We start from the raw sequence: 1,601 nt of genomic DNA on the forward strand, positions 1-1,601 counted from the left end.
CTAAACCAGCTAATATCTTGTCAACATTTTTCATTAGAAGCTCGAACAATTACTGCTATACTAGAATCTGAGCAAGACAAAGAACCCTCCGAAAATACGTTGGAAGGTTTTTCTTGTGTTGGTTGCTTAGGCCAAATCCAGGTCGATGAAGGTCTCTTTGCGCTTGAGCAATACGAATAACCAGTGCAGTAGCTTGTTCACACATGCAATCATGGCGACTTTGTATGGCTTACCTTCAGCGATCTTCTTGTCGTAAAATGCCTTCATTTTCTTGCTGCCGGATCGCCGCAAGCTGCAAAGGATGGCCAAGAATAAGGTGTGCCGAAGCCTACTGGAGCCGCGTTTTGTAATTCGATTGATCGTTGCCGTGAATTTCCCCGACATATGAACGCTAGGATCTATACCAGCGAAGGCAACCAATTTTTTCGGGTGATTAAACCGATCGATTTCACCGATTTCCGAAATAATCGTTGCAGCGATTTTTTCACCGATACCGGGAATCGATTGGATAATCTGATATTCTTCCAATTCATTAGCGAGGGCATCCATTTGCTTTTCCAGGGCGGTTAGATGCTCTCGATAATGAAGCAGCATGCTTACATACATTTCAAGACTAATGAGATGGCTGTGAAACGGTGCATTTCGGAAGGGATTCCGTTCAGCTGCAGCCAGCAGAGCTTCCGCTTTTGACCGTGCCCAGGTCTCAGATCGACGTATACATAGGCTTGCAATTTTCTCCGTAATATTAGTTTTCCCGGCTTTAAGAGCAGCGTCAGAAGTCGGAAATGCCAGCAACGTATTTAGCGATACCGCAGAGTGTAAGTCCCCAAAAACACCTTTATACTCAGGAAAAACCTGATCTAAGACAGCTTGGAATTGCAGTTTGACTTGAATGTAGAGACCCGTAATTGCATCGTGCTGCCTTGTTAGATTGCGTAGGTTCAGCAGTTGAACGCCTCTAGTTTTGTGCCGTTCAAAGTCTTCTTTGTAGAACAGTTCACAAAGGGCGTAGGCGTCAACGGCATCGGTCTTTACCTTACGTAAACTGGAGGCTTTCTTGGCCTGATAAGACAACATCGGATTAACCACGACAAACAGGTAATTATGATCCTCCAAAAAACGAGTAACAGGAAGATGATAGTGACCTGTCGCTTCTAAGATAACCATAGGTTTTTGATCGGTTTGCTCTTCAAGGAGTCTTAAGAACGATTGAAAAGACTCTAATCCTTCACGAGTATGAGGGACGGTAAAGCTCTTACCGTAAGGCTGACCTTTGTCTAAAAAGGCTTGCCCTTGACTTTCTCCCTTAGCAATGTCCAGCCCAACTACTGGATTCATCGTGCACATCACCTTCACTTCCTAAGATTCGCCGGTAGCCCCTAGTCCCGCTTGTAGTGTCATAGCTTCGCTTGTTATTCGGGATCGATGTCCCAACCAGCCTCAAACATGTTTCTACAAGTAGGGGGTGAACAGTTTAGCGCACGGGGTCTAGCCCCACGGGCAGTGACGTTCTACCCCGGCTACCCGTACTAAACCTCTTAAAGAGAAAAGAGGTCAACCAGTAAAAACTGGCTGACCTCATAATACGAACGGGCAGTTTA

At 45.5% G+C, this 1,601-nt stretch carries 1 protein-coding gene; it reads right to left on the reverse strand.

What is annotated here, in order from left to right; all coding sequences use genetic code 11:
• Positions 1-126 precede the first annotated feature (126 nt).
• Positions 127-1,338: an IS110 family RNA-guided transposase gene (locus AC6ESO_RS30425; RefSeq protein ID WP_497094616.1), complete on the reverse strand. Its 1,212-nt coding sequence runs from the start codon at positions 1,336-1,338 to the stop codon at positions 127-129.
• Positions 1,339-1,601 lie beyond the last annotated feature (263 nt).

The organism is Paenibacillus rhizoryzae (assembly GCF_059686995.1).

Coding starts and splice junctions, on each gene's coding strand:
- AC6ESO_RS30425 (WP_497094616.1), bottom strand. CDS start 1,338: ATGAATCCAGTAGTTGGGCTGGACATTGCTAAGGGAGAAAGTCAAGGG.